Annotated in this window: 32 protein-coding genes and 4 tRNA genes; 13 read left to right on the top strand and 23 right to left on the bottom strand. The window is 41.4% G+C overall.

Annotated features, from left to right (window positions below; translation table 11 throughout):
- The first annotated feature begins 80 nt into the window (after positions 1-80).
- The 5 genes from NFR62_RS00235 to NFR62_RS00255 are packed head-to-tail and all read left to right on the top strand — an operon-like array spanning position 81 to position 2,049.
- Positions 81-1,178, top strand: a complete 1,098-nt coding sequence (locus NFR62_RS00235; RefSeq protein ID WP_251612030.1) for an RNA-directed DNA polymerase — start codon at positions 81-83, stop codon at positions 1,176-1,178.
- Positions 1,153-1,320 (top strand): hypothetical protein, encoded by a 168-nt coding sequence (locus NFR62_RS00240; protein WP_251612032.1) that lies wholly within the window; start codon positions 1,153-1,155, stop codon positions 1,318-1,320. Before NFR62_RS00235 ends, NFR62_RS00240 begins: the two co-directional genes overlap by 26 nt.
- A gap of 1 nt (position 1,321) precedes the next feature.
- Positions 1,322-1,429, top strand: a complete 108-nt coding sequence (locus NFR62_RS00245) for a CD1375 family protein (RefSeq protein WP_251612033.1) — start codon at positions 1,322-1,324, stop codon at positions 1,427-1,429.
- Positions 1,429-1,737, top strand: coding sequence for a hypothetical protein (locus tag NFR62_RS00250; protein ID WP_251612034.1), 309 nt, complete (start codon positions 1,429-1,431; stop codon positions 1,735-1,737). Before NFR62_RS00245 ends, NFR62_RS00250 begins: the two co-directional genes overlap by 1 nt.
- Before the next feature lie 3 nt (positions 1,738-1,740).
- Entirely contained in the window at positions 1,741-2,049 is a 309-nt protein-coding gene (locus NFR62_RS00255; RefSeq protein WP_251612035.1) for a phage holin family protein, read from the top strand.
- Positions 2,050-2,151: 102 nt separating this feature from the next.
- Here NFR62_RS00255 and NFR62_RS00260 read toward each other — a convergent pair.
- The 5 genes from NFR62_RS00260 to NFR62_RS00280 form a co-directional block, all read right to left on the bottom strand.
- A tRNA-Ala gene (locus NFR62_RS00260) sits at positions 2,152-2,227 on the bottom strand.
- Between the two features lie 140 nt (positions 2,228-2,367).
- Positions 2,368-4,143, bottom strand: a complete 1,776-nt coding sequence (locus NFR62_RS00265) for an ABC transporter permease (RefSeq protein WP_251612036.1) — start codon at positions 4,141-4,143, stop codon at positions 2,368-2,370.
- Positions 4,137-4,841: an ABC transporter ATP-binding protein gene (locus NFR62_RS00270; protein WP_420851349.1), complete on the bottom strand. Its 705-nt coding sequence runs from the start codon at positions 4,839-4,841 to the stop codon at positions 4,137-4,139. The genes NFR62_RS00265 and NFR62_RS00270 overlap by 7 nt, the downstream gene beginning before the upstream one ends.
- Positions 4,842-4,999: 158 nt before the next feature.
- Positions 5,000-5,482 (bottom strand): DNA-deoxyinosine glycosylase, encoded by a 483-nt coding sequence (locus NFR62_RS00275; RefSeq protein WP_251612038.1) that lies wholly within the window; start codon positions 5,480-5,482, stop codon positions 5,000-5,002.
- Positions 5,483-5,770: 288 nt separating this feature from the next.
- Complete coding sequence (locus NFR62_RS00280) at positions 5,771-6,751, bottom strand: IS30 family transposase (protein WP_251612040.1); 981 nt, start codon at positions 6,749-6,751, stop codon at positions 5,771-5,773.
- A 709-nt stretch (positions 6,752-7,460) separates the two neighbouring features.
- On the opposite strand from NFR62_RS00280, the gene NFR62_RS00285 reads away from it, so the two are divergent.
- The 3 genes from NFR62_RS00285 (at position 7,461) to NFR62_RS00295 (ending at position 8,981) form a co-directional block, all read left to right on the top strand.
- On the top strand, positions 7,461-7,745 hold the full coding sequence (locus tag NFR62_RS00285) for a hypothetical protein (RefSeq protein ID WP_251612042.1): 285 nt from the start codon (positions 7,461-7,463) through the stop codon (positions 7,743-7,745).
- A 16-nt stretch (positions 7,746-7,761) separates the two neighbouring features.
- Entirely contained in the window at positions 7,762-7,971 is a 210-nt protein-coding gene (locus NFR62_RS00290) for a hypothetical protein (RefSeq protein ID WP_251612044.1), read from the top strand.
- Between the two features lie 245 nt (positions 7,972-8,216).
- Positions 8,217-8,981 carry a hypothetical protein gene (locus NFR62_RS00295; protein WP_251612046.1) on the top strand — a complete coding sequence of 255 codons (765 nt, stop codon included), beginning with the start codon at positions 8,217-8,219 and terminating at the stop codon, positions 8,979-8,981.
- A 52-nt stretch (positions 8,982-9,033) separates the two neighbouring features.
- On the opposite strand, the gene NFR62_RS00300 is transcribed toward NFR62_RS00295, so the two are convergent.
- From NFR62_RS00300 to NFR62_RS00375, 16 genes are all read right to left on the bottom strand, one after another.
- Positions 9,034-9,225: a hypothetical protein gene (locus NFR62_RS00300; RefSeq protein WP_251612048.1), complete on the bottom strand. Its 192-nt coding sequence runs from the start codon at positions 9,223-9,225 to the stop codon at positions 9,034-9,036.
- A 63-nt stretch (positions 9,226-9,288) separates the two neighbouring features.
- Positions 9,289-10,482: a hypothetical protein gene (locus NFR62_RS00305; protein ID WP_251612050.1), complete on the bottom strand. Its 1,194-nt coding sequence runs from the start codon at positions 10,480-10,482 to the stop codon at positions 9,289-9,291.
- A complete protein-coding gene (locus tag NFR62_RS00310) occupies positions 10,479-11,438 on the bottom strand; it encodes a hypothetical protein (RefSeq protein WP_251612052.1) in 960 nt (319 codons plus the stop codon). The genes NFR62_RS00305 and NFR62_RS00310 overlap by 4 nt, the downstream gene beginning before the upstream one ends.
- A gap of 260 nt (positions 11,439-11,698) precedes the next feature.
- The gene (locus NFR62_RS00315; protein ID WP_251612054.1) at positions 11,699-12,328 is read right to left on the bottom strand and encodes a DNA cytosine methyltransferase; all 630 of its coding nucleotides are present in this window, start codon (positions 12,326-12,328) and stop codon (positions 11,699-11,701) included.
- A gap of 210 nt (positions 12,329-12,538) precedes the next feature.
- The gene (locus NFR62_RS00320) at positions 12,539-12,835 is read right to left on the bottom strand and encodes a hypothetical protein (protein ID WP_251612055.1); all 297 of its coding nucleotides are present in this window, start codon (positions 12,833-12,835) and stop codon (positions 12,539-12,541) included.
- 138 nt (positions 12,836-12,973) lie between these two features.
- Positions 12,974-13,381 carry a hypothetical protein gene (locus NFR62_RS00325; protein WP_251612056.1) on the bottom strand — a complete coding sequence of 136 codons (408 nt, stop codon included), beginning with the start codon at positions 13,379-13,381 and terminating at the stop codon, positions 12,974-12,976.
- Positions 13,382-13,389: 8 nt separating this feature from the next.
- Positions 13,390-13,530, bottom strand: a complete 141-nt coding sequence (locus NFR62_RS00330; protein WP_251612057.1) for a hypothetical protein — start codon at positions 13,528-13,530, stop codon at positions 13,390-13,392.
- A complete protein-coding gene (locus NFR62_RS00335; protein ID WP_251612058.1) occupies positions 13,530-15,551 on the bottom strand; it encodes a hypothetical protein in 2,022 nt (673 codons plus the stop codon). Before NFR62_RS00335 ends, NFR62_RS00330 begins: the two co-directional genes overlap by 1 nt.
- 13 nt (positions 15,552-15,564) lie before the next feature.
- On the bottom strand, positions 15,565-16,116 hold the full coding sequence (locus tag NFR62_RS00340) for a hypothetical protein (RefSeq protein ID WP_251612059.1): 552 nt from the start codon (positions 16,114-16,116) through the stop codon (positions 15,565-15,567).
- A 2-nt stretch (positions 16,117-16,118) separates the two neighbouring features.
- Positions 16,119-17,834, bottom strand: a complete 1,716-nt coding sequence (locus NFR62_RS00345) for an InlB B-repeat-containing protein (RefSeq protein ID WP_251612060.1) — start codon at positions 17,832-17,834, stop codon at positions 16,119-16,121.
- Between the two features lie 94 nt (positions 17,835-17,928).
- On the bottom strand, positions 17,929-18,165 hold the full coding sequence (locus NFR62_RS00350) for a hypothetical protein (RefSeq protein WP_251612061.1): 237 nt from the start codon (positions 18,163-18,165) through the stop codon (positions 17,929-17,931).
- A gap of 30 nt (positions 18,166-18,195) precedes the next feature.
- The gene (locus NFR62_RS00355; RefSeq protein WP_251612063.1) at positions 18,196-19,329 is read right to left on the bottom strand and encodes a Rep family protein; all 1,134 of its coding nucleotides are present in this window, start codon (positions 19,327-19,329) and stop codon (positions 18,196-18,198) included.
- 241 nt (positions 19,330-19,570) lie between these two features.
- Positions 19,571-19,768: a hypothetical protein gene (locus NFR62_RS00360; protein WP_251612065.1), complete on the bottom strand. Its 198-nt coding sequence runs from the start codon at positions 19,766-19,768 to the stop codon at positions 19,571-19,573.
- Positions 19,769-19,777: 9 nt separating this feature from the next.
- Positions 19,778-20,062 carry a hypothetical protein gene (locus NFR62_RS00365; RefSeq protein ID WP_251612067.1) on the bottom strand — a complete coding sequence of 95 codons (285 nt, stop codon included), beginning with the start codon at positions 20,060-20,062 and terminating at the stop codon, positions 19,778-19,780.
- A gap of 84 nt (positions 20,063-20,146) precedes the next feature.
- Positions 20,147-20,413 (bottom strand): hypothetical protein, encoded by a 267-nt coding sequence (locus NFR62_RS00370; protein ID WP_251612068.1) that lies wholly within the window; start codon positions 20,411-20,413, stop codon positions 20,147-20,149.
- Positions 20,414-20,519: 106 nt separating this feature from the next.
- A tRNA-OTHER gene (locus tag NFR62_RS00375) sits at positions 20,520-20,588 on the bottom strand.
- 125 nt (positions 20,589-20,713) lie between these two features.
- Here NFR62_RS00375 and NFR62_RS00380 point away from each other — a divergent pair.
- The 4 genes from NFR62_RS00380 to NFR62_RS00395 all read left to right on the top strand — a co-directional run bounded on the left by NFR62_RS00380 (position 20,714) and on the right by NFR62_RS00395 (position 21,970).
- Positions 20,714-20,788, top strand: a tRNA-Gly gene (locus NFR62_RS00380).
- A gap of 8 nt (positions 20,789-20,796) precedes the next feature.
- Positions 20,797-20,872, top strand: a tRNA-Lys gene (locus NFR62_RS00385).
- Positions 20,873-21,011: 139 nt separating this feature from the next.
- A complete protein-coding gene (locus NFR62_RS00390) occupies positions 21,012-21,521 on the top strand; it encodes an adenylate kinase (protein ID WP_251612070.1) in 510 nt (169 codons plus the stop codon).
- Positions 21,518-21,970, top strand: a complete 453-nt coding sequence (locus tag NFR62_RS00395; protein WP_251612072.1) for a GNAT family N-acetyltransferase — start codon at positions 21,518-21,520, stop codon at positions 21,968-21,970. The genes NFR62_RS00390 and NFR62_RS00395 overlap by 4 nt, the downstream gene beginning before the upstream one ends.
- Positions 21,971-22,191: 221 nt before the next feature.
- Here the strand turns inward: NFR62_RS00395 and NFR62_RS00400 are convergent, their stop codons facing one another.
- The gene (locus tag NFR62_RS00400) at positions 22,192-22,593 is read right to left on the bottom strand and encodes a C-GCAxxG-C-C family protein (protein ID WP_251612075.1); all 402 of its coding nucleotides are present in this window, start codon (positions 22,591-22,593) and stop codon (positions 22,192-22,194) included.
- Positions 22,594-22,754: 161 nt separating this feature from the next.
- Positions 22,755-23,477: a PRC-barrel domain-containing protein gene (locus NFR62_RS00405; protein ID WP_251612077.1), complete on the bottom strand. Its 723-nt coding sequence runs from the start codon at positions 23,475-23,477 to the stop codon at positions 22,755-22,757.
- 286 nt (positions 23,478-23,763) lie between these two features.
- On the opposite strand from NFR62_RS00405, the gene NFR62_RS00410 reads away from it, so the two are divergent.
- Complete coding sequence (locus NFR62_RS00410; protein ID WP_251612078.1) at positions 23,764-24,294, top strand: helix-turn-helix domain-containing protein; 531 nt, start codon at positions 23,764-23,766, stop codon at positions 24,292-24,294.
- Positions 24,295-24,310: the final 16 nt, after the last annotated feature.

The following is a 24,310-nucleotide window of genomic DNA, read 5'->3' on the forward strand; positions in this document are numbered from 1 at the left end:
CCGCTCGGCAAAACATCAAAATCTCAACTCCGTGCTGGTAGGCTGCGGTCGAACGCTCGGAAAAGGAACACAAAAGCCTTATGAAACGATACGGCAATTTATTTGAAAAAATAATCGACATCAATAATCTTGTAAGAGCTCACAACAATGCTCGGAAAAGAAAAACGAAAAACCCGGAGGTGCAGAAAGTGGACAACGACGTGCTGGGCTACTGTATGCAAATCCGCGAAATGCTGGTGCGCGGGACGTTTACAACCTCAAAGTACCATATTTTCAATATCGTTGACCGAGGCAAAGAGCGCGAAATCTGCGACTTGCCATACTTTCCCGACCGTATAGTACACTGGGCAATAATGCAAGTGCTGGAGCCGATTTTCTGCTCGCACTTTATCGCGCAGACATACGCAGCGATACCGGGCAAAGGGACGCATAAAGCCCTCCAACAACTCCACGAGTATATGGACGACAAAGAGGGGACAGCGTACTGCCTCAAGCTCGACGTAAAAAAGTTTTTTCCGCACGTAAACGGGGAAATACTCAAGGCGCTGCTGCGTAAAAAAATCAAATGCGAGCGCACGCTTTGGCTACTGGACGACATAGTGGACAGCTACGACAACGGGCTGCCGATAGGGAATTATACCTCCCAGTATTTCGGTAACTACTATCTATCGTATTTCGACCACTGGATTAAAGAGGTTAAAGGCGTAAAATATTACTTGCGTTATATGGACGATATTATAATCTTGCACAGCTCAAAGGAATACCTCCACGAGCTTAAGCGGGAAATCGACGAGTATTTCGCAAATCTCAAGCTAACCGTAAAGGGTAACTGGCAAATTTTCCCCACGCTCGTGCGCGGCGTCGATTTCGTCGGTTATCGGAGTTTCGAGGGCTATACGTTATTGAGAAAGCCGACAAAAAAGCGGCTTAAGGCAGCCACAAAGCGCTTGCTTTTCAAGGTGCAGAGCGGTAAACCTCTCACCACATCAGACCGCAGCGTCATAGGGTCGTATCACGGTATCCTCAAATGGTGCGACAGCTGGCGCTTATCAAACAAAACAATAAACAAAGTACAAGGAGGAGCTTATGCTGGTACGAGGAACACAGGAACAAAAGCCGCTTGCGCTGGAGTTCGGCAAGGACACGGTTTACGTGCGCAACAATATTCGACGGATTGAGAAAACCGCCGAGGACGATTTCGAGGGCTGGGAGTACGAGGAAACTACCTATACCTATCCGGAATACGTAAAAAAGCAGCAAGAGGACGGCGACAACGTAAAGCTGGCGCTCGCCGAGCTTGCGGAAATTGTAGGAGGCTAATATGGTAAAAATTTACGTTGATTTAATCAATCGCGGGCTCAAGACACTTGAGGACGTGCCGGCGCGCTGGCGCGAGGCTGTAAAGGCAGCACTGGAGGCGAGGGACTAATGGACGGCTTGACTGTACTTGCAATCGTATTGCCGATTGTAACCGCGGGGCTCACGATAGCCTCGTTTTTTATTGCTCGCAGCGCCGAGGCAAAGAAAAAAGGACACGACGACGGCGAGCTCAAAACCGACATATCATACGTAAAGCGTCGGGTGGACGATATACTGCTCGAGCAGCGAGAAATCAACAAAATGCTGGACGCCCACGGGGAACGTATTACCCGGCTGGAGGAAAGCACAAAGCAAGCCCACAAGCGTATTGACGGGCTGGAAAATAGAATAAGCCGCAAACCCGCGGCAAAGGAGTAAGTTATGGAAAACCTTATCGAAATTACGAGCGTGCCCGTTATCGTGGCAATCGTTTATGCAGCACTGGCTTTATATAAGCACTTTGTAAAAGCCGAAAAGTGGGTGCGCCTTATCCCGTTGTGGGCTGCGCTGCTGGGCGTCGTGCTCGGTATTGTAGCGTTTTATGCGGTGCCGGCGATTATCCCGGCGGATAACGTGCTGGTGGCTATCCTTGTGGGCGGCGCCTCGGGGCTCGCTGCGACGGGTACCAATCAGATATACAAGCAGCTCACGAAAGACAAGGACGACCCCGGAAATGACAAAACCGAGTAAAGAAAAATGCAAGAGGCTTACCTCTTGCAAATTATCCCAAATACGCCCCGCCGGAACACGTAAAAGGCTTTTTTTACGCCCGTGTTCGTATTTGTAAGTGTTTGGTGGAGCTAAGGGGATTCGAACCCCTGACCTTTTGAATGCCATTCAAACGCGCTACCAACTGCGCCATAACCCCATAAAAAGCGACTGTGCTTATGTTTTGAGCACGTTTAATATTGTAGCATGGCAGGGGAGCGTTTGTCAAACGATTTCGGGGCGTTGGTTGGGTTCAAACTGAGTTAAATTCGAAAGAGACTGAACTGCAAATAAAATTGTTTATTCCAAAGTTTTGAGCGAGGAATTCATATCCGTTTTTATTATCTTTCTGCGAAGCATAAGAGTGGAGATAAAAGCGAAAAACATTGTAACGGCAGGAGCGAGAAGCCAAGTCCACCAGTTTATTTCGGCAATCGAGCCGAAGTTTATTAAATTGAATACGAATTGCATAAATCCGTAACCGAACGGAATGCCGAGAATCGCACCTATAAAACTCATTATATAAATTTCCCGAAAAATGTATCCCGTAATTTCTCGGTCGCGGTAGCCGAGAACCATAAGCGTGGCAATTTCCCGATTGCGTTCGCTTATGTTTATATTTGTTAAATTATATATAACCAACGCGCACAGCAATGCCGAAAATATTATCAGAATTACCGCAATCGCCAAAATAGACGTAGCGTTTGCCATTGTCGCGGCGCAGTCCAAAAGTCCGAGCCCGGCAAAAACCAACACAGTTGAGCCTATAACCGATATAACAGTCATAAAAAATCTGCTTTTAAAAAGAAGCACATTGCGAAGAGTGGATTTGTATTTAAAGCTCAACTTATTCCAAATAAATCCGATTTTTTCAATAATAACTTTTTTGCCCGGCGTCGGAGCTTTGTGTTTTAAGAGTTCTACGGGTTTATTGCGCACAATTTTTAGTCCCGTAAAAAAAGTGAGCAACAACATGGAAATCGTTATAATAGTAAGTGTGATAACATAGTAAACAAGCGCGCTTATGCCGGGAAATGGCGGCATGGCGTATTGCATGTTGAACGCGGCATAAATAATATACGTTACTCCTAACCCGATAGGTAAGGCTATAAGTCCGCCTAATAGGGTGCCTGTAAGCACAAATAGGGAATAGCGGTTTGTAATCGCAAAATCCGTGTATCCGAGAGTTTTCATACATGCGATTTGTCCGCGTTCTTCGTCGAACAGTCTCGACATGTTGGAATATACTACAAGCATTGTAACCAACAAAAAGAATACTACAAAAACTATGCCTATGAGCTGTACTTTTTCGGCATAGGAAATCAACGAATAAAAGCCTGTGTTTTCAAACAGCGAAAGCACGGAAACGTTTTCGGTATGCAATTCCGTTTCGAGTTCCGACTTTACTCTTGCGGTCAGGTTTTTATATGATTTGCTTAAAGCCCGAAATTCGGTTCTGTCGGTTAAAGCGACGTAAACGTCGTTTACCGGTTGAATAGCGGAAGGGAGGGAATATACTACATAAGAAAGATTGCGGCTTTCAAATACAAAACTCGGCTCCTCTATTTTATTTATGTACAACGGACTGAGCACTGAGCCGCAAACTGTGTAAGACACTCCGTTTAAAGTTACCGTTTCGCCTATTTCGTAGCTTTTTAATTTATCTGTGGCGCGTTCTACGGCGATTTCGCTTTCCGATTGTGGGAAGCGTCCGCTTAAAAGCTTAGGTTTGTTTATATCCGCCTCGTTAAGGTTTAGAGAGCAAACGCGCGTTATTTCGCCGTCGGTGTCTAACTCGTAGCCGAAGCTGAACAATAATTTGTCTGTTGAAAACTTTTGAGAAATTTTTTCGAGTTCTTCGGCGGAAAAAGCGCCGCGTTTGCTTTTTATTATAAAATCCGAAACATTTTGTTCTTTGTAATAATCGGTTATGGCTAATTTAATTCTGTTTTCCACTTCGCCTATGCCCGACACTACGCCTATGCTCACCGTAACTATGGCGATAATCGTTATTAGCCGCACTAAATGCTTTTTAAACAGCCTAAACGTTGTTTTGCCGAACGCTTTCATCACCATTCAATCTCCTCAATGGGTTTGGGAGAGGCGTTTATTTCTATCCCCGCTATTTGTCCGTTTTTTATATGTATTACTTTATCCGCCATATCGCGGAGCGCTTGATTGTGCGTTACTACCGTTACGAGTTTGCCGCTGTTTTTGCAGACGTCGTGCAACAGGCGGAGAATAAGTTTTCCCGTTGCGTAATCGAGCGCGCCCGTAGGCTCGTCGCAAAGCAATATTTTCGGATTTTTGGCGATTGCCCGCGCAATGCTGACGCGCTGTTGTTCGCCGCCGCTGAGCTGGGCGGGGAAGTTCTTGAATTTTTCTCCGAGCCCTACGTCTTCAAGCGTTTTTGCGGGCGACAAAGCGTTTTTGCAGATTTCGGTTGATAGCTCTACGTTTTCAAGCGCCGTGAGGTTTGGCATAAGATTGTAGAATTGAAATACGAAACCTATTTCTGTTCGACGGTAGTCGGCAAGTTGCTTTTTGGTTAGCGCCGACACTTTGTTGCCGTCGAGCAATATTTCGCCGCTTGTCACGGTGTCCATTCCGCCGAGCAGGTTTAAAAGAGTGGTTTTGCCCGCGCCGCTCGGACCGAGTATAACCACAAATTCACCATTTTCAAGCTCGAAAGAAATGTCGTTTAAAGCGACGAATACGCCCGCGTCGGTCTTGTATTCCTTGCATACGCTTTTTAATGTTAAAAAACTCATAATCGGCAAAGGCTCCTTTTTGTTGTTTTCGGAGGTTGCTAAAATTCGATTACTTACTATTGTATGCGTATATTATAATAAATGACTTATATAAATGCAAGCGTTTTAGTGAATACATTTTCGCTTTTGCGAATTTTCACAAATAAACTTAAAAACGACACTTATTTTTTATGGGAATTAGCTCGCAGGGCTTCTATCCAAACGTTTTTGTTTAGTCTTGCGTTTGCCGGGCTTGTGGAGGGGAGAGGAAGGCAAATTTTTTCAACGTTTGGATAGTATTTTAAAAGCAAAGACTTTGCGGTGGCGCCGTTTGTAATTACGTTGCGTATCGACGGATAGCTTTTCAACAAAGCGGGGACGTCGGCTATCACAGGATTTTTAATGTCTTTATCCATAGAGCCTTTTATGTCGCATGAAATCACCATGTCCCACAGCGCTATTCCGTTTGCCGACAAAAGCCGTTTTTTATCTTCTACGGTTTTCGGAATTTCTGCAAAAAAGCTTTCGGCTAATATGCGCCAAAATTTGTTTTGACGGTTGCCGTAGTAAAAACCTTCTTCGCGCGATTTAATACTCGGAAAGCTGCCGAGTATGAGCAGTTTGCTGTCGTCGTTTACAAACGGTTCAAAACCTATATGTTTCATAACTATATTATAACGTATTTATTGCCGCTGTGTCAATACCGAAATTTTTCCGAAATGATTGAATTGTCAAGGGGTTTGAGCAAAAAAGTTGAAAAAACGTTGTAGAGAACGTACAACCATTATAGAATAAGACAGCAACATACTCAAACGTTTTTTCATTCCCTTGCAAGGGAATGAAAAAAAACGCGCCGACACAGAGTGACGACATACGGCAAAATAACCACCTTACGGCGGCTTATTCTTTTCCCTTATTACGCCAGGAAGATAACCCTGGACTTTAACTACGTTCTATAACGCTGCAAGTTGTTCGGCAAACATTTCGGCAGGTGTCGCATATCCGAATATAGCACGTGGATAATTATTAACCCAATTTTCTACACATCGTATTTTCTTATTTGCGTGTTGTGAAAAGTCTGTACCTTTCGGAAACCACCGCCGTATATCACGATTTATTCTTTCGTTACTACCGCGCTCACACGATGTATAAGGATGACAATAATACACATCTGTACGTTTGCCACCGAATACGGATTTTTCCATGCCAATATGATCCGAAAACTCCGTACCGTTGTCTACCGTTATACTCTTAAATATTTTATTAAACTTTGTTTTTCCGTATCTACGTTCGAGTAAGTCAAGACAACGCACCACGCTTTCGGTTTTCTTATTCGGCATGCGAAAAATCATCTCATACCTTGTGAGCCGTTCCGTCAGCACCAACAAAACATTTTTTGTTTGCTGTTTTCCAACAACACAATCCATTTCAAAATGTCCGAACGTATTACGCTCTGCTATACTTGCAGGGCGTTTTTCTATACTTGTGCCGCGTGGCGGCCTCTTTGCTATTGCTTTGCGGTAATGCTTTTTACGTTGCCCTATGGGTAAATCTTGCATAGATATATTTGCGAATATGCCTAATTCTATATATCGGTATAGCGTAGTTTTACTTATATCGGTACGAAACATCTTTTTGCGCTTAATCTCTCCGAGAACAGCGCAAGGCGATATTTTATCGTATATAACACGTTTTTCTACATAGTCAACAAACTCATAATCATTGCCTATTTTCAGTGGAATACCTTTGCTTGTCATATTGATTCGGTATTTATCCTGCGCTAAGTTTGGGCTGTACCGCGTTTCGTAGCGTACTACATCTTCGCCGTAATCGTTACGGTATTTGCATTTATGGCGATATTCGCCGCGATGCACTTCCCGATATACGGTAGAAAGGCATACACCAAGTTTTACGGCAATATCTTTCTTCCGCAATTTTGCTCGCAAACAATCTTCGAGCATAAGGCGTTGTATGTATGTAAGATTTTTTCTTCCGAATGTTCCCATTTCTTTTGTACCGTCCTTTCCGTAATAGAGTATATTAAACATAACTGCGCAACCGCGTCAAGGGGCGCAAAAATTTTTCGGCATAATGCAGTAGCTTATACGAAAAATTTTATGCTTCTGCCCTTGACACAGCCGCGCATGTTATGTTGTTTGTGGGTTAAGAAGTGAATGGCAAACCATTCACTTCTCCTATTATGGGAGAAGTAGCGGTTAGGGAAGTGCGTATCCGTAGCTTTGGCGAAAAGAGCCGAAGAAAAGAAAAGGGGCGCGGGGTTCCGCTAAACCGCTTGGAACTCCCGCGCCCGTCTTTTCTGTTCTTCTTCGATTATAACTTGTCACCGTTCGGTAGTACAATGTTTATTTCGAGCTTACAGCCGAGTGCCTCGACAAGCCGCTGATACTCCGACAGCTTAAAGTCATTACGTGACATTTTGTTTGAGAGATTCTTTTGAGTTTGGGCGGTTAATTCCGCAAGCCGCGTTTGCGACATACTTTGCTTAATCATAGCAAATCTTAATTTTTCGGTTAAGTTAATCATTTTTACTGCACCTCACAAAATAGATTATACCACGAAATAATGGTAATGTCAACAAAATTACAAAGGGCGGCACCCATAACAGCCAAAGGAGTAAGACACATGACAGAAGTAAAAAGAATAGGTTATACGTGGGACGAGTTTCAAAAAAGTGCAACTCGGGCAGAAATTATCCAAGCAAAACGTGCATTTGCCAACGCGGGAATAGCGGAAGAAGAATACGATAAATGCACAATCGTTGCGGCAGAAGGATATTACAACATTGTAAAAAGCAATGTTACATGGGATACTCTTATTAATGGGATATATTGCTATCCATTTGATGCAGAACATATTTATCCGTTGCAAAGAATCGGCGTAATAATTCAGTATTGCAGAGGCTATTAAGAATAGAGGTAAAAACATGGTTGTTTATAAATGTGACCTTTGCGGTAAAGAAGTTGACCCCGCAAAACTAACGACAAAAGAATTGTACTATATGATTATAAGCAATTACCCTCAAATGAAACAATTCGATTTATGTCGTCAATGTGAATATGACTATCAAATGGCAATGGCAAAGGCAAGCGCAGAATATATTGCATTAAAGCAAAAAGAAAAAAAGGACAGGTAACTGTCCTTTTTTAACGTTGCTTATACATACCAGAACGTAACAACGTTTCGTAACGCAGCTTTGTAACCAGGGATTATAACAGCGCCTATTCACGCTGCAACTACCCGCCGGATGATACCGCCGGAGTGTAACCCAAGACAAAACACCTGGAATACCCCACCTAAGCCATTTGCGGTTAAATCATTTTACATATTATGTAATTTTGTGTTATACTGTATTCAAACCAAAACAAAGGGGTAATCACTATGGGAAAAAACTGTGTAATATGCGGTAAGCCGACAGGCACATATGTATTCTGCCGAGAACATCAAGCTGAAAAAGATAAAGGACTTATAATCAAATGCGAAGGATGCGGAACATGGCATTATATGGATAAACCATGTACAACATGCGGGGGGGGGTACGTTTTAACCCAAAATAACTACAAAAAAGACGATAAAAAAGAATTATCGTTTACAGCGGAATCTACGCCGAAAAAGAACGGCGAAAAAGAAACCGCAAATATAAAATGTATTATTTGCGGCGAAGATTCTGACGGACAACATTTTTGCAAATCATGCTATTATAAATACAAAGACAAAGTAGTATATCTGCAAATTAAAAAATGTAAAGAATTTGAAAAACTCGATGCAGAATATGAGAGCGATTTCGTTTGTGATGACGGACATTTAGTAAAAAGTCCTTACGAAAAGATTATTGATAATTGGCTTTATAAAGAGGGTATACAGCATGCGTACGAGATCAAAATCGATATAGATAAAGACAAAGATTTAACACCGGATTTTTATATTCCCGAATATAACGGGACAAAAAACATTTACATAGAATTTTGGGGGTATGATGAAACAAACATTAAATATCAACAAAGGAAAGAATATAAACTTAAAGTTTATCCTGAATTAGTAAAAAGAGACGGCATTACTGTAATATACCTCAATAAAAAAGAAGTGGAAAATGATACCTATAAGAAAAAGATTAAGTATGCCGAGCAAGGCAAAATCAACGAATAAAATATCAAAGAAAAAGAACGGAGCCACCGTTCTTTTTTAAACTTACAAAATATTATTTGTATTTCTTGTCTACCGAACGTGAACCCTCAGTCATACTTATTCGTTCTACATTAGTCAGCCCTTGAAAGTGGTTGCGTGCAACATCTAATTGTTTGAGTCTTCGCCCATACCCAATCCAATATGCACGCTTTTCTGCCGCAGAATAGCTTACTCTTGAAACTTTTTTGTTGTTTTTCTTTGCCATACTCTTATACACTCCTTTAAAATTTGTATTTTATATCAACGGGGGCGAGTCGTTAATAACTATTTAATCTTGACTTTCATTTTCTTCCATTTGTAATAAATCCCTTACAAAATAACTGTTTTGCGCTTTAAGCTCTTCCCAAGTGGCTTTTGCCGTTTCGTATTCGCGTAAGTCGTTTAAACCAACGGGGGAACGCAAAGCACGTTCTTCCCAGAACGCCGACATACAGTCGGTTGCAAAACGTTTGCTATAAATTTTCTTCCACGTTAAAAAGTATTTGTTTTCGGTGTACTTGCCGTCAAGCGTTCCACTTTCGACCTGCACTTTTAAAACATTATATCCGAACAAATTATGTAGCCCTTTGTAATAATGCTCAAACTTTGCGGCAATAGTTTTTAACAGATACATGCTAAGTGTGTTGTCGCCGCGTAAAAAACGATATTGCGTATAGAACGCTCGAAAACGGCTGAATATTACGGCATACAGCAATTCACCGAGAGAGAAGAACGGCATAGCGAATCCGCTATCGCTCTTTTCGCTTATGGATATAATATCAAACATGTCGCGTGCATCGGCCCCGAAACTTTCGGGGCGTTGCTCATCGGATATTATTTTTAAAAAGCAGAAGTTATCTACCGTTGCCGCTTGCCGCCGCATTTTAAGACCGTCATTAAATCCGTCATTCTTTTGGTTAGTTGCATCGTCCGCGACCTTTATTCCGTTTTCGCGGGCGTATTTATCATTGCGTCGTTCTTTGCCTATTTCCGACACTACCACAACGCCGAACTCCAACGCATGGCGTTGACGGTTGTTTTCTACAACTGTTTTTCCGAGCCGCAAAAAGTCAAAATCCAATATATGAGCATGACGCGAATATGCGTCTATAAGCCTGCTATTGCGGTGAAAAAAATCCGTGTTCCAAAGTGGAAAATTTCCCAAGTCTTGAAGTATACAATCCGAGCGAATAGAGTAATTTGCAACAAGCAAAGAAGACTCTATTATGTATATAAAATACAGTTGCGCATACGTTTCTAAAACTTCCCACAAATCGACAACCTTTAATTTATCGTCATAATTTAGCCCGTAACGCTCATAATCATAGCCGAAACAGTTTGATTGCTTGGGAGATTTACGCCACCGTGCGGCTTTCTTACGCACCCACAGCTTGACTGTTGCAAGATTGTAGACTGTATGAAATACTATTGCACGGCGCAGTTCGTTTTCAAGATTTATCCACGTAAAATACGGGAATTTCAAATCGTTTTCAAGGAGCTTTTCAAACGCTTTATCCTAAAAATTACTTCGGTGGATAATGAAATATCCGTGCCACCTGTTGTCTTGCCTTTGCCCATTGTGCCTATAAGCATAAGCACAAGAGCGCGGGCATTTACAAAGCCGCGATTGCGGAACTCCATATGTTCTAAACGAGAATATGCTATACCCTTGCGGAATCTGTCAAACAATACAAGTCCGAGAATTGCCCAAACCCAAAGCGGTATAAAATCTATTACCACCCATAAGTCAAGAAACAGCTTGTACACTTGACGATAAATACTGCTTACATTGAACGACACCGTAAAGTAAAGATAAAAAGCCAAGAACTCCAACACGATTGTAAACACATTAAAGTAAAACAGCCACATTATAAACCATGCTATGTAGTAAGGCTTATGCTCTTTAACAAACCGTATAAAACCTATAAGCCAAGTTTTAACAGGGCGGTATGTATGAGCGGCAAACCACTTAAAGGCTCGTAGCGGTTTAGTGTCGCGGTTATAGTCGTTGTTCTCTTTTTTAAGCGAACGCTTAAATAAAAGTAAAAGTATAATAATAAGCGGCAGGGCAATTATGATAAACTTGCAAAGCGTACCGATACCATTTGCGATTGCGGACAGGTATGCAAAAAAGTTATCCGAGCTTGACCAAAGCCGCCAATACGCAGACCATTTACTTTTGAATCCGCTATAAGTGTCGGGCAGAGTGGGAGAGGGCGTGGCGGGCGATTGCGGCATATTGTTTACTGTGGGCGTCACGGAACAGGGCAAATCGAACATTTCACAAAAATAATATGCAACCGACTTTCCGAAATCCCGCCCGCCCTCCATTATTCTAATGAAAGCGTTCGAGAAAACAAACACACCGCAAGCAACGAAACCGAGAGTAACGGCTATGCAAATAATATGACGGTAATTAAATCGTTTCTTTTCGCTCATACTCTGCACCCCGTAAATACAAAATACCCGACTGCCGCTATTGCAAGCAGTCCGAGTATTACCATAACTATATGTTTAAAAATTTTTCTCATTTGACTATGCGTCCTTTATATATATTTAACCTCGAAACGTAACGACGTTTCGTAACGCAACTTTGTAACCAGGGATTATAACAGCGCCTATACACGCTGCAACTACCCGCCAGATAATACCGCCGGAGTGTAACCCAGGACGGGGAACATGCAAATACACTTCGATTTTTAACCCCAACTTAAAGCCATTGCTTGCGCCACTTCCACGAATGTTTTACTACGATTCTTTTGCCGATACTTACCTTTGGAGTTTTTAAAGAGAGGAAACGTTTCAAAAGTATATTGAGGTTCAATGACATTCGTCGGACACAAGAACGGCAATCCTTTAAGCCACAAATACGTTTTCTTACTTACGGGAACACCAAAATAAAAAGGTTGAATATCTTGACTCCACGGTGGCAAACCAAACACTTTCATGGGCACAGGGTTTTCGATACAAATCTTCGAACAATCTGCATTATAAATATCCCAAAAGAATTGCGCCGCTTTTTGACCCAACAAAAAGCGTTCTTCATTGATTTCTCCGCCGCGATACAAATTGCTACTGCCCGCTTTAGAAAGGTATGTACACGGAGGGAAAGCGATTATCATATCCCACTTGTCAATGTTGTGCAGTTGCGCGTCGCAAGTACGAAACGAACAGTTACCGTTAAGTAATGGAGAAACATCAGCCCAAATGTGCCATTCGGGGTGTTTGCCAGAACAGAACTCAATATCACAAGAAAATGCCTCATGACCTTTTTCACGAAAAGCTATGGTTACTCTTTGACTTTCTTCACATGCTACTAAAATTTTCATTTTCGACTATACCGTCCTTTTTCTTTTTGAATACGTTTACATCTTGCTATGGGTATTTTTTTGCCTGTATCGTACATGCTTTCATAGCAAGTTCGATACAGGCAATCCGTTTCCTTACACATGCCGCATTCAAGCGGGCAAAATGTCTTTTGATTCTTTAACACTTGACTATATCGTCCTATGTAATTACTTGGCTATTCACCTAAATGATCATTTGAATCCTCGCGCTTTTAATTGTACGTCCATATTAAGAGCTTTCCATGCTTTGTCATGGTAATACTTATCCGAACGTACTGTTTTGCCTTGCGCTATATCTTGCGCTTTCAGCGCATCGGCATAGTCACACTTTGCTTTGCCGAGATCGTAGGGGATAACCCCAATAGGCTTACCTTTAATGCCAAGCGTTTTCACGACCGGTGGCATTTGTGACTTTTTTGCCGCTTGCTTTTTTCCGGCGGCGCACCCCATACGGAATGCGCGTTTTTCTTTCTGTGTTTTGAATTTCATAATTTACCGCCTTATTTTCTATTGACTTTTTTAATATTATAGGATATACTATTATCAAGGTAGCGAACTCAACCACGCCTGTGGTTGTTTAGTCGGCGCGGGAAACCGTGCTCCGACCCGCATGTGCGGTGACAGTTGTCACCGCTTTTTCTTTGTGCCTTTAAATTCTTTTCGTTTACGACCTGTATGTTTAAGTGTTTTATTCAAATCATGACTTCCAAGCGTAAATCGTTCTTTACCCTCTGGGAAAACTCTTTTATCTGAAACTTGCAAAGGTTGTTTTGACATGCGGTTTTGACTGAAAACTTCATAATCCACACCTGTGCGTTTTGGTAAACCATACCGTGCAGAATTGATTTCAACTAATGCCTTATCTGCATTCTTTCCGTTTTCGTCAAACTTTTTGATTGATTTCAACTTTGCAACAGACACTCCGCGCTTGCTTTCACGAACCACAACATAATTACGTTCGTCTTTTGTTTCCTTATCTATGTACTTTGTTTTGCCGCGATATACTTTGCCGACATTATCCTTTTTATTTTTCATATTTACCTCTACAAACCTATGCTTTTACCGAATTTATAACCGACCCATGCAATGAATGCGGCAAAAGCTAAACCCACTACAAATAGCGCAATGTCTAATATAATGCGCGTAGCCTTTGCCGCCTTGTCTATCTTGTTTTTGTTTGCCATTATGTACCGTCCTTTTTGTTCTTATTACGGCTTTTCTTTACGCCCTTAGCAATTCCGCTTACGGCGCGAATCGGAAGTTTTACAACCCATACAATGCCCGAAACAATATAGGGAAGAAAAGGAGTTGCAACAACCAACAGTAATACAACGATTATAAGTGTAAACACGAGCGACAGCGTTTTGCCGCACCCGCCGTCTTTATCCGACGTTGTGTATACGGGCGGCGTTGCGGAATGAATAATATCGATAGGCGACATTGCAACGGGAATTACCGTGTTTACTTCGCCGTTACTAAAAGTTACGTCTATAATATCGAAGTTGAGGTCAACGGATTGTTTGAAAAAATAGTTGTTACTATCGCGGTCTTTAAGAGCTTCCAAATATTTTGACAAACTGCACCTATCCGCTTCCGCCGAAAAAAATTCGCTAATTCTATATCGAAATAAGAACACAGTGCTGTCTCGTTCGTCGCGTTTTCCATTACTATCTTTTGTGCCTTTTCCGTTTTCTGTCGCTTTTGTGTATACGGCTTTCAGTCCCGTTTCCTCGCGCAAATAATCGTCCTCTTGAATGTATAAATTGTGACATATTTCCGCTGTGGTCAAATCCAAAAAATCTTCTTTTGTCAATTCTTTTATTGCCATTACATTACTGAACGTATCGGTTGTAACATATGTGCCTTTTCCTCCGAACAGCTTATCCCAAAAACTTTTTTTCAACGTTTGAGAAGTAAGCTTATCGCTCCAATCTTTTTTATAATCCCAATTTACTTCGGTGTAGCTTTTGTCAACGCTCGAAAAAAGGGCTTCGCTATACTTGTTTAATAAAAGTTTTCCGCCGTTTTTTGATGTATAATCTTTCATCCAATCCATCAAGGTTTCGGAAGACACGGTGAAGTGGTCTGCCGAATCCGCACCGTCTCCCGCCCAAAAGGCATAGTGTACAGAGGGAATAGATTCTTCGGGAATCAGCGTCCATTTGTCTTCGCAAAATTTTTCATTGTACATATAATCGCCAAAATGAACCGTCGTTCCGTCAAAATCTTGCGAGCGGTGGTTTACAATGAAACAAAAATCCATTCCGGATAAATCGGTTTTGCCTACATAATTCATAACTGTATCATACGAAGATTTATCGCCTATCACAAGCCCCCAATTCGTAACGGTATTAAGCCATAAGGCGTGAACAGCAGTCATTTCGCCGAATAAATTCAAATATTTATTCGGAACTGAAAAATACACCGAATGCAACGTATCTTGCGTGTAATCGCTTGATTCATTTGTGCCGCTCGGACGGAAGAAAGTAGGGTGTACGTCTAATGGAAGCGTATCGCACTCTTCGCTTTTGATTGTCAGTGTGCTGTCCGCGTCGGAGTTCGGACCGTAGCCTGCCGCGTAACCGCCGTAAAAATAATCGGTTGCCACATAATAAGATTCAATAATTCCGTCTTGCTTTTGCAATTCTATTTCGCCTACGGTATAAACGCGCTCGGTGGAATTGAGCGTTTCGAGAACTCTTTGCCTCTCTTCGCCGGGCAACATGACTTTATACTTGTAAAACAGTCCCTCATAGTTCGGTTCGGTGCATACGCTCAAAAACAGCAACGAATATTTTTTTAATTCTACGCTTTTGTCCGAACCGAAGCGCATGGATATTTTATTTTGGGCGCTATCCGCTATGTATTTGATTCCTTTCGGGTTATACACATACGCATACAGCGCATAATTGCCTTGCAAATCGGAATAAAACGAATAACAATATTCTACAAGCGAAAACAGTTGCGTCGGCTTTTTGCTGTCAAAGTTAAAATCGGCAAAAAAATTATTTTCTTCAATAGAATAATCTTTGCCGTCTATAACGCTGTTTTTGAGGTCGTCAATCACGTTCGTTTCGTCGAAGTTTATATCTGTATTCGCGGCGTAAGATATAACCGCACGACGGGGAATAGACGAAAAGGCGGTAAAAAATATTATTACCGCCGCGCAGATTGCGTACAATATCGTTCGTTTCGTTTTAATCATAATAAGAACCGCCTTAGTGAAAGCCTATTGTCACCGTCGCTTTTTCCTGTTCGCAATACACAATAAGCGATAAACATTCTTTCGCATACAAATCCACTTCGGGAACGCCCGCAATTTCCGCGTCGGGATATACTTTTTCGAGCACGGACATAAGCGTGAGCGTTTCGGGCAGATACAACGTAAAATACCCCTCGCCGAGTTGAATATCAAATCCGTTTGTTATATCCGTGCCTTTGAAAAAGTCTTTCGTTTTTCCGTCGAGCGTAAAGCCCGTAAAGTCGTATTCCGAAAGAGCTTCCGAATTTGCTTGCACGCGCACCGTAAAATTTGTCGCTTGTTCTTGTTTGTCGGTTATGCCGAGCACGTTTTTGCAATAGAATAGGGAAGTCGCGTTCTTTTCAAGCTCCACATTTTCAAGTTTGTGGGATATTTTTTCGTCGCCGTACTGCACATAAAAATTCTTTTGTCCGTTGTTTATGTAAGCGAAGACAAACGCCACTACGCCGAGCACGACGACGAGAAGAACTGCGTATACGACTATTGAAATAATCGTTTTCGTTTTCATAATTACACCCTATAACGTTTTTTCTTGCGAGAGCAAAGAGCCGACACAAGGCATATAACCGCTATTAAACCGCCCGCCGAAAGCACAATAGTCAGCCAATTATTTTTAACGGTGTTTTTCACTTTATCCGCACCCGTCATAACTTCCGCTTGAACGTCGTAGTCTTCGGTTACGGTTATATCCGAAAGATTTATAACGGGAGTGCCGCTATTTGCGCGTACCGACATAATTTGCAAGTTTTCGGCGGTTGCCGCTTCGGCAATTTGTGTGAACTGAGAGCCGTATTCAACCGTTTTTTCCGCATATTTTTCGCCGTTGACGTAAAACGTTACTTTAAAGGTTTTTATTTTCCACTTTGCCGTAAGTGTAGTGTCTTCTTTTATAGGTTGATTTGTATACTCCGTCCCGTCGGGAAGATACCAACCGAGAAAGTCGTAGCCTATGCGATTGGAAGTGGGAAGAGTTGCAGCAGTATTCCAATTTACCGTAATGGCTTCTTGGTTTGAGCCGCCCGCAGAATTGAGGGTCACCTTATAAGTTTTAATCGCCCAATGAGCATGTAAATTAGTGTCTTCATATATGGGCGCTCTGTCGTACGCTGTACAATTTTCGCCGTGTTCGTCTTCCGTGCCGTAATACCAACCCACGAAATTATAGCCTTCTTTTACGGGGTCGTCGGGGAGAGGTATTTCGGCGCGAACATAATCGCAGAATATACGGAACCCCGCAGACTCCACCATTTGACAACGTTGTTCAAGCGACTGTATAATAAACGAAGTAGCAAAAGAAAAAATAGCTTCGTTTTCTGACGCTCGAAACGCACTATCCTGAAAATAACTTTCATAACCAAAGGCAAAGCGACTGTCTAATTGAAAATTTGTATATTGCTGTGCAACATATTCGCCTGTATCGGCTACAAGATTAGACCATTTATAACCCCATGTTTGAATTCCAGCAAGACTTCCTTGTGCGACAGTTTGCGTGCCCGAAAATGTCAATGTGCCCAAGTAATATAGCTTTTCAAAATCGTCATAAGCCCATTCGGCGAACTCTTCGCCCAAATCGCTATAATCGTCGGCGTCGGGGTCAATTTCTGAAAGGCGACTGTCATACACCGGCAATAAACAACTATAAATTTCCGGAGCTGCAGGGGTAACCGTATATAAAATTTCAATATTTGCCGATGGCGGACCCAGTAGGGAGCGCGAGCCATAATTTTCTGTGGCATTCATGCTATGCAGAACGTCGATATTTTTACCAGAAGAAGTGTCCGTTGTTGTAATAGAAACGGTACTCCACCCTTGAAACGGCGATTTTTTTGGAACAAATATAGTGTAATTCATACCGTTAATCAAAATCACATATACATCCTTATTTGTTGTTTGACCAGTTTTATCATTTTTTAAAGTGATTTTATTTTTGTATTGTGAAGTTACGTCGGTGCCGAATGAGGCTATTTCTGACGGCAAAGTTTCCGCTTCCGACATTTTTGCTTCGCGTGTAAATGTTTTTACGTTACTATCCGTTTCGGGCGCGGTTTGCTCCGCTTGCGGCTTGTCCGCTTTTTTAAACCACTCCGACGGTTTTAGCTTATCGCTTTTAGTAAAAACCTGCAAACATACGCCCGCCATAAGCACGGCAAAAAGCACGAACATAATCGCCGTTACAGTCCATTTGATTTTGTCACTTCTTTTATGACGGTACAATTCGTTTTTCATATTCTTTACTCCCAATATAATATTTTTTTCACGCAGCTTATTCACGCTGCAACTACCCGCCGGATAATACCGCCGGAATGTAACCCAGGACAAACTAATTCGATTTTTCTTTTACTATATTCTCGATTAAATCAAGCGAAATTCGAGCTTGTGCTTTCATCATGCGCGCCGTAAGCTCGTAATCTATTATTTCTTTGCCGTTCTCTACCTTTTTTTTGTATTCATAGTTCAAAATACTTTCCAAAGCATTTTGAACTGTTTCATATAAGGCTTTATACATTTTTTCTTCAAAGTTATTTGCCTTTTCGGCTTTTACAGGTTTACCAAACATTTTAAAACTCTCCGTTATTTTGTTTTGCCGTTAAAACGGCAAATTGTCGTTTGTTTCCACCAAATCGCTTAACACGATTTGTTTAGGCGTTTCCTTGCGTTTGCATATTTTGTCAAACGCCGCCTTAAAGTCGAATTTTTCACGTTGCGCACCTTTTAATCCATAAACTTCATTTTCGTACACTTCGCCGTCGCCTTTTGGCTTTCCGTATTTATCGACGCCCTCGTTATATACAACAACTTCTTTTTCGGTAACAACCACATAGCAAGATATTCTGCGATAAAGTTGGTCGAGAGTATCGAACTCTATATGCCGTTCGCGGGCAACTCCGTTTCGCACAACCGTACCGCTTTTATACCAATATACAAGCGGAACGGGGGAAGTAATCGCAATCATTTCGCCGTTGAACACTTTATTTGCGAAACGGCTACGCACCGAACTTAACGTATCGTTATCGAGTATTTTTAATAAGTCGTCTAAGTCAAAAACATCGTCGCGCAAATCGTCGAGTATGATTGCTTTTTGACCCATATAATCCTGAAATGGGTCGTTGCTACTTGACGAAACGCAAAAATCGTAATTTTGACCCGAAAGCAACTTTTTCGCGTAATACGTTTTACCAGTGCCGCCCTTACCGCAAATGAATACTACTTGCAGTTTTCTGTCTGTTTTAAGCGTAAGGCATTGACAATGCAATTCCCACAGCTTTTTAAGTTTAGTATACATTTGCGCCTTTTCACTAAGCGGCAAACTGTTTACATATTTGAGTTGTTGAGCGTAACTGTACTTTTCAAAGTCTCCGAGAATTTTTGCGCTTTCGATTTCCATTTTAAAATCGAAATTCGCAATAACTTCATCGGGGGAGTATTGGTGCTTGTTTTGTTGACTGTCGTTGCCGTGTGTAAGATATAGTAGAATATCCGCTTTACGACCTTTGACTTTTTCGATAAAGTTTTCCTCTATCTCAAACCATTTAGCGACCATAGCGGTGTCACAACTGCTTGTACCAAAATTTAAATATATATGGTAGTGCGGGCGTGTATCGTCTTTATCGTGATTTATGTATGCCCATTCCTTAATTGTTTTGTACTTCATGCAGGTTGCTTGAATATCTACATGTAACTTATCCACATCGGTAACGATTTCCATTTGCCTTAAAACCATTACCTTAACCCCTTTGTTTTTTTAGAATTTATTTTTTATACGTTTATCACCTCTTTTTATACGTTTTTTTATACATTTTATACGTTTTGGCGCACCGCTTGGACAAGCCCTAAGCGGTGCGCTGTATATATGTATTTTTGATTGTTTTTGCCACTTGTTACAGCAATTTTATTAACTTTTAGCACTTATTCACATTTTGCGCCTACGCTTTTTTATACGTTTTGTCATTTTTTTAACACACCTATGCGTTAGAAGAAGACATATAGCGTAATTCGGCATCAGCAATAAGATTTTTTACTTCTTCGTAACTTTCTTTTACCGTTATACCGTCCAAACTTTCTGTGAATATAAAAGTGCCGTTTTTGTCTGTGCCAACCATGAGAATATCGCTCATGCGGATAAGTAGGGGATTACCTTTGCTTGTCACTTCTATGAACATAATTCACCCCTAAAACGAATTGCCCACACTTGTTTCGTCAACGGCGGATTCGTCTTTTGCTTTTTTCTTATTACCGCTATTCTCACGTTCGGGGAGTGTTTCGGCAAATGCCGACAATAGGGTTTTACGCACACGATAATTCTTATCTGCGCCTGTTTCCTTATCCTCGAAGAACTTGACTTCAACGGGAATCAACTGGTCGCCGCACCCAACGAAAAAATTCGTAGCGGTTTTTTCTTCACCGTTTTTGTCTTTGTAGGTTGCCAACTTCTTATACAATTTTACTTCTGCCATTTTTCGGCTCTCCTTTGCCTCTCGGCTTAAAAAATTTATTTACAAACGGCTATACGCCATATTGTACAGATATAAAGAACGCTGCTATATTTCAATTTGCATATTACCCTTATGCAATATGTCAATGGTATAATCATCTAATTTAAGGCAATCGCATTGCAGTTTATAATTTTCATCTTTGTACACTATTTGAACTTCCCAAAAGGATTCGCCTGTAAATCCTTTTGCTTTTTCTACAAACCCCATACGAATACCGTATTGAATAATTCTTTCTTCGTGATTGATAGGCTTATTGATATTTAGCCTATGACCGATTTTTAATTTGCCATAATCAAATTTTTTATCTAACATAAATCTTTCCTTTGTCTATACGACTTTAAAAATTTTATATCTGAGGTTATAACACCTAAAAATGCCAAAGGGGGAGTGACTACAAAGCCGCCACTCACGGACTTTGCGAGAACGATAGGATTTTAACCTACATCTGCGCCAGAGCCGCGCTTGCCTCACAATTAGCTACGTTCCCATAAAAAAATACTTGTAACCTTTTGCTACAAGTATAAAACTGCACGATTTTTCCGAAATGATTGAAAAACAATATAAAAAGATTTGACAATTTTCGTATGTTGGTATATACTTTATAGGCGTTGTGCGGAAGTGGCTCAGTGGTAGAGCGTTGCCTTGCCAAGGCAAATGTCGCGAGTTCGAATCTCGTCTTCCGCTCCACAAATTCAGTGCCATTAGCTCAGTTGGTAGAGCACCTGACTCTTAATCAGGGTGTCCAGAGTTCGAGCCTCTGATGGCGCACCATTCATAACCTAATTCGAATACTTACTGAAAGTATCGGGTTAGGTTATTTTCTTTTATATGCAAATTTAAGCGCAAGCGCCATTTTGAGTTTGCCTATAATACAGTTGAAAATAAAGCGAATTTGTGATACAATATTTTTATGGTAATTTTAATTTCGGGAACAACGCATACGGGCAAAACAGCTTTATCGCAACGGCTTATGGAAAAATATAAAATTCCGTATTTTTCTATTGACCATTTAAAAATGGGGTTAATCAGAAGCGGTAAAACTTCGCTTACGGTAAATGACGATAAAGGACTAACGCCGTATCTGTGGTCGATAGTAAAGGAAATGATAAAGACTGCAATAGAGAACAAACAAAATATTATAATAGAAGGTTGCTATATTCCATTTGATTGGCAAAAAGATTTTGACGAAAGTTACTTGCAGGAAATCAATTTTTTTTGTCTTATTATGACTACCGAATATATCGAAAATAACTTTTCGGAAATTTTAAAATTCGAAAGTATTATTGAAAAGCGTATTACAACCGACATAAACAAGGCTGATTTGATAGCAGACAATAAAACAAATTTAAAACTTTGTAAAGAATATGATTTGGAATATATCTTAATTGATAAAAATTACAAAATAGAAATTGAGTTATGATTATACGACAATATAAAAATAAAGATTGCGATATAGTGTCAAAATTATTTTATGAAACAGTCCATTCCGTCAACGCAAAAGATTATACGGTGGAACAACTTTCAGTTTGGGCAAATAATGCCGACAGCTTAAAAATACGGCACAACGATTTATTAAATCAAAATACTTTAATTGCTGAAATGAACGGCGTAATTATAGGTTTTGGTAGTATCGATAAATCGGGTTGTTTAGACTTGCTTTTTGTACACAAAGATTATCAAAAACAAGGCGTTGCCACAGCTTTATGTAATGAATTAGAGAAAGATTTATCAATAATAAAGACTTATTCTTCAATTACTGCAAAGCCGTTTTTTGAAAGGCGTGGGTATGTCGTAGTTAAAGCACAAGAAGTAGAGCGTTTAGGCGTTAAACTGAACAACTATGAAATGCAAAAGAAAAACGCAACCTAATATTCGAATTAGGTTGCGTATGGTGCACCATAACAGGGATACACGAACACCCCGAGAGAAAACCGAGTTTTCGGTTTCTTTTTCTTTTGCGCCGTTTTCGTCCTCGCCGCCGCTCTCGTCGGGATAATCGGGGCAAACCAAGTTCAACCGTAGTTTGTTTTTTTGCCCGTCTTTCAGAATATGTTATTTAAATATTTAGCGCACAAGCTATTGCGATTTTATTATTCGCAGTCGGATTCGAGTTGGCGTTCGAGAAATTCTGCGGCGTCTCTTACGCAGTCGTTGCATTCTCTCAGAACTTTGCCTGTACCTACGCCTTTAAGCTCTTTGCAAGTTACGGTTCCGTTGCGTTCTTTAAAAGCGGTTATAATCGCGCGCATGTCGCGCGCCGTTTTGAGCTTGTCTTTGTTCGCCATTCCGAGAACTATTCCCGCTCCTATAATCGCGCCGCACGTTCCTTCGAGCGTTCCCATTCCAACGCCGAAAGCTTGCGCTATGTCTTTCATTGTGTTTTCGTCTACGCACGCGTGTTCGCAATATGTGCAAGCTATGGCTTGCGCGCAGTTATATTGTCCGCTCTTTTTCTTTGCTGCGGCTTCTTCGATTTTATTTATATTATCCATAATTACCTCGCGTAGTTATTGCTTTTATTTTAACACCTTTACGGCGCGCAGTCAATATTATTGCGCAGTTATGTTTTAAAAAACCCCGCGATGTGCGCGGGGCGGGGAATAACGTTTTATATTTAGGTTATTGCAATTTAAAATATGCGGGCGGTTGCAATTTAATATGCTCGCAGCGCGAGTTGCACCAACTTGTTTTCGCGCCGTGCAAGTTCTATGATTTTTTCGTTCACTACGGTGCCTGCGGGAATTATAACCCGTCCGCCGCTTAAAACGGGGGAATGAACGGGCTTGCCCATTAAAAAGCTGTAATCTTTAACGGGTACTCCGGGAGTGCGTGTTACGGTAATAGATTGAGGAGCTTTGGGGGTTTGTACACTCGTGTGTATTTGCACGGGCGTTTTTTCGGCAGTGCGCGAGGGGCGGGGCACTCGCGCTTTCGCAAGCTTTATCGGCGAACCTGTGTCGTTGAAAATACAAAGATTTTCGCTGAGAGAGAGCAACTCTTTCGGCGAGAAAGTCGCTTTGTCGCATATAATCTGCTGCACGTTTCGTCCCTCGATTGTAACGTCTCGAACGTGTCCGAGCGCTTTTCCGCTTTGGTTAAAGCTTCGGCGGTTTATGGGGCAAGGCGTTGTTGCAGACACAAGGTTCGAAGCGGATATATGCGCGGTCGTTTTTATTACGGCGGCGTCGCCGTCGCATTGCATATAGCGAAGTTCTACATACGCTCTTTCGGGATAATCGTCGTCGTCGTTCGTGATTTCGGCGGTTTTTGCATATTGTAACTTACCGTCGAACCAAACGTTTGAAACGTATCCTACGGATTTTGCGTCGGATATTGAAATAAGAGGTTTGCCGAGAAAATCACTTATTTTAATCATTATAATACTTGACCTCTGTTTTATGTATTGCATTTTTGTTGTTGTGGTAATGTTCGGCTTTTGCGCGCTTTTATACGATAGTATATTCGTAAAAGTCGCCGAGTAGAACATTGCGGAAGCTATTGCCGCGCATTTATGCCGTTTTATTAAAAAACATATATAAAACGGTTGACATATTTCGCGCGAAAGTATATAATATTCGAGGTTTAGTAAAAATAAACTTAAAGTTTAGTAAAAGTAAACATATTAAACATGGGGTTTACAATTACTAAACCGAAGGAGACGGATGGAAATCGGTGTTAAAATCCGCGAATTGCGGTTGAAAAACCAGCTCACTCAGGAGGAGCTTGCCGACAGGTGCGACCTTACAAAAGGGTATATATCGCAGCTTGAAAACGACGCGAACAGTCCGAGCATAACCACGCTTAAAGATATTCTCGACTGTTTGGGTTGCAGCCTTACCGACTTTTTCGCCGACGAAACCGAAGCGGTTGTTTTCACCGAAGAGGATACGTTCGAAAAAGAAACTGACGGGTGCTTTATCCGTTGGCTTGTTCCTTCGAGTTTAAAAAACTCTATGGAGCCCATTCTCATGACTTTAAAACCGGGAAAGTCGAGCGGACGGGATTTGCCGCACGACGGCGAGGAATACGGGTTTGTGCTCAGCGGTGAAATTAAACTGACGCTCGGCAAGAGCGTTCATACGGTGGGCGAGGGAGCTTCTTTTTATTTTAGAAGCGGCAAAGCTCACAGCATAGAAAACTGCGGCAAAAGCGTCGCGCGCGTCATATGGATAAGTTGTCCGCCAAACTTTTAGCGGGTGAAAGAAACAC

It is taken from the genome of Pumilibacter muris (assembly GCF_943193045.1).
GTDB classification, from domain to species: domain Bacteria; phylum Bacillota; class Clostridia; order Christensenellales; family Pumilibacteraceae; genus Pumilibacter; species Pumilibacter muris.

Bases quoted from the DNA above. Each gene is read 5' to 3' on its own strand.
- NFR62_RS00235 (WP_251612030.1), top strand. From the start codon at position 81: ATGAAACGATACGGCAATTTATTTGAAAAAATAATCGACATCAATAAT.
- NFR62_RS00295 (WP_251612046.1), top strand. From the start codon at position 8,217: ATGGGAAAAAACTGTGTAATATGCGGTAAGCCGACAGGCACATATGTA.
- NFR62_RS00310 (WP_251612052.1), bottom strand. From the start codon at position 11,438: ATGAGCGAAAAGAAACGATTTAATTACCGTCATATTATTTGCATAGCC.
- NFR62_RS00335 (WP_251612058.1), bottom strand. From the start codon at position 15,551: ATGATTAAAACGAAACGAACGATATTGTACGCAATCTGCGCGGCGGTA.
- NFR62_RS00325 (WP_251612056.1), bottom strand. From the start codon at position 13,381: ATGAAAAATAAAAAGGATAATGTCGGCAAAGTATATCGCGGCAAAACA.
- NFR62_RS00265 (WP_251612036.1), bottom strand. From the start codon at position 4,143: ATGGTGATGAAAGCGTTCGGCAAAACAACGTTTAGGCTGTTTAAAAAG.
- NFR62_RS00400 (WP_251612075.1), bottom strand. From the start codon at position 22,593: ATGGATAATATAAATAAAATCGAAGAAGCCGCAGCAAAGAAAAAGAGC.
- NFR62_RS00285 (WP_251612042.1), top strand. From the start codon at position 7,461: ATGACAGAAGTAAAAAGAATAGGTTATACGTGGGACGAGTTTCAAAAA.
- NFR62_RS00290 (WP_251612044.1), top strand. From the start codon at position 7,762: ATGGTTGTTTATAAATGTGACCTTTGCGGTAAAGAAGTTGACCCCGCA.
- NFR62_RS00405 (WP_251612077.1), bottom strand. From the start codon at position 23,477: ATGATTAAAATAAGTGATTTTCTCGGCAAACCTCTTATTTCAATATCC.
- NFR62_RS00315 (WP_251612054.1), bottom strand. From the start codon at position 12,328: ATGAAAATTTTAGTAGCATGTGAAGAAAGTCAAAGAGTAACCATAGCT.
- NFR62_RS00365 (WP_251612067.1), bottom strand. From the start codon at position 20,062: ATGGCAGAAGTAAAATTGTATAAGAAGTTGGCAACCTACAAAGACAAA.
- NFR62_RS00350 (WP_251612061.1), bottom strand. From the start codon at position 18,165: ATGTTTGGTAAACCTGTAAAAGCCGAAAAGGCAAATAACTTTGAAGAA.
- NFR62_RS00255 (WP_251612035.1), top strand. From the start codon at position 1,741: ATGGAAAACCTTATCGAAATTACGAGCGTGCCCGTTATCGTGGCAATC.
- NFR62_RS00320 (WP_251612055.1), bottom strand. From the start codon at position 12,835: ATGAAATTCAAAACACAGAAAGAAAAACGCGCATTCCGTATGGGGTGC.
- NFR62_RS00410 (WP_251612078.1), top strand. From the start codon at position 23,764: ATGGAAATCGGTGTTAAAATCCGCGAATTGCGGTTGAAAAACCAGCTC.
- NFR62_RS00275 (WP_251612038.1), bottom strand. From the start codon at position 5,482: ATGAAACATATAGGTTTTGAACCGTTTGTAAACGACGACAGCAAACTG.
- NFR62_RS00390 (WP_251612070.1), top strand. From the start codon at position 21,012: ATGGTAATTTTAATTTCGGGAACAACGCATACGGGCAAAACAGCTTTA.
- NFR62_RS00345 (WP_251612060.1), bottom strand. From the start codon at position 17,834: ATGAAAAACGAATTGTACCGTCATAAAAGAAGTGACAAAATCAAATGG.
- NFR62_RS00340 (WP_251612059.1), bottom strand. From the start codon at position 16,116: ATGAAAACGAAAACGATTATTTCAATAGTCGTATACGCAGTTCTTCTC.
- NFR62_RS00395 (WP_251612072.1), top strand. From the start codon at position 21,518: ATGATTATACGACAATATAAAAATAAAGATTGCGATATAGTGTCAAAA.
- NFR62_RS00300 (WP_251612048.1), bottom strand. From the start codon at position 9,225: ATGGCAAAGAAAAACAACAAAAAAGTTTCAAGAGTAAGCTATTCTGCG.
- NFR62_RS00360 (WP_251612065.1), bottom strand. From the start codon at position 19,768: ATGTTCATAGAAGTGACAAGCAAAGGTAATCCCCTACTTATCCGCATG.
- NFR62_RS00250 (WP_251612034.1), top strand. From the start codon at position 1,429: ATGGACGGCTTGACTGTACTTGCAATCGTATTGCCGATTGTAACCGCG.
- NFR62_RS00370 (WP_251612068.1), bottom strand. From the start codon at position 20,413: ATGTTAGATAAAAAATTTGATTATGGCAAATTAAAAATCGGTCATAGG.
- NFR62_RS00330 (WP_251612057.1), bottom strand. From the start codon at position 13,530: ATGGCAAACAAAAACAAGATAGACAAGGCGGCAAAGGCTACGCGCATT.
- NFR62_RS00245 (WP_251612033.1), top strand. From the start codon at position 1,322: ATGGTAAAAATTTACGTTGATTTAATCAATCGCGGGCTCAAGACACTT.
- NFR62_RS00355 (WP_251612063.1), bottom strand. From the start codon at position 19,329: ATGGTTTTAAGGCAAATGGAAATCGTTACCGATGTGGATAAGTTACAT.